1 protein-coding gene is annotated in these 1,509 nt (G+C 33.9%); it reads right to left on the bottom strand.

Translation table 11 applies throughout. From position 1 onward, the window contains the following. A partial coding sequence (locus tag ACFINF_RS09185; protein WP_375620585.1) for an ABC transporter substrate-binding protein occupies positions 1-686 on the bottom strand: 686 nt, incomplete at its 3' end. Positions 687-1,509 lie beyond the last annotated feature (823 nt).

Below are 1,509 nucleotides of genomic sequence, written 5' to 3'. Positions count from 1 at the left end.
AATAAAATCCCTTCTCCAGAACGCCAACTCTCTAACTGATAAGGACCAACACAAGCAGAATGACTTGCCAAATACCGGTTTCCCATATCACCATTTTTTTCGTGTTTCATGAGTGTCTCACGATCAAGCAAAGAAAGAGTACGACTAGTAGCAAAATGGCTAAGAATGAGCTCTGCTGGATAAGGTTTATTAAATTTCATCACCACCGTTTTCTCATCCGGTGCTTGAATAGCCTTATCAACGTTTTGTTCTGTGATACCATATTCATTAAATGTCGCCGCAGTAGCCATCTTCAATTTAACAACCCGCTTCATGCTCCAAATCAGATCATTGGCATTCGTAGGACGACCATCGTTGAACTTCAAACCATCACGCAAATGAAAAGTAATCACCGTACGCTGATCATCACTTAAAACATCCCAACTCTTCGCCAAAGAGGGAACAAGTTTAGCTGCATTATCTTTAGCTGATTCAACTAAATTATCACAAACATTGACAAGAACTTCATTACCATAACGGTCATTGATTTGTGCGGGATCAAATGTACTTATTGAATCAAGATTCCAAGCCATCACAAGCGTATCGGCAGGTGTTTTCGCTGAAACTTGTTGCACAAAAATCCCCATTGCAAGAACAGCAGAAACAAAAGAACAGCTATTTTTCAATATTTTTTCTTTCATGTTCATAGACTTTTCCTTTTTAAATTTATTGTATAATTTCTCTATGCAACAAAACGTGCAAGAAATAATAAGATTAGACTTAGAAAACATACCTCCTCGAAATAAAATAAAAAAACTCAACAGAAAACGATCTGATATAAAACGAAGGTATTAGACATAACAGAATCTGTTGGAAACATCACTGTGCTTACAATTTGAGACATATCAGGAAAAATTTCCTTTTTCTTTATCAAACAGACCTTTTGCTTCAAATTTCTTTTTTGATTTTCTAAAAAGTGTCGCGAAAATACTACCTCCGGTTATTTGAAGAGCCTCAATAAAATTTGATATTTTGATGATTTTGAATAAATTGTAATTTCCTGAAATTGATCATCTACCCTCCTTTTCAAGAGAAAAATTTAAGTTTTTCATCACTCCCCATAAAATAATACCCTCCAATTGCGGAGTGTCATCTTTCAAAATAAAAGGAAACATAACATAGGCACCATAAAAAACTGATATTTCTCTTTACCTCCACACCAAAACTTTTCTTCGACATTGCAAAGTCTTTGCTCCTTTAACAATGCTAAATACCAGAACATTTGTTGTACTAATTCTTTCAGCAAATGAATTGACCACTTTTCAATTCATGGAAGTTGAAATATTAGTCTTAAATATCCAAGCAAACACATCTTTAATGAGAATGAAAGATTCCTTAATAGAAACCTTGAAAAGACACTCAGCAATATATCCTCTATTATTAACAATCTTCGACGTATTGCAAAGTGTTAAAGAGCTTTGCAATACATCAAATATACCATGATCATATTTTTATATTTTATAAACCTGC

This window comes from Bartonella sp. TS25HLJMH, assembly GCF_042193505.1.
Taxonomy (GTDB): domain Bacteria; phylum Pseudomonadota; class Alphaproteobacteria; order Rhizobiales; family Rhizobiaceae; genus Bartonella; species Bartonella grahamii.
The sequence above is the reverse complement of the archived record's forward strand: the minus strand, read 5'-3'. Positions and strand labels throughout refer to the sequence as shown.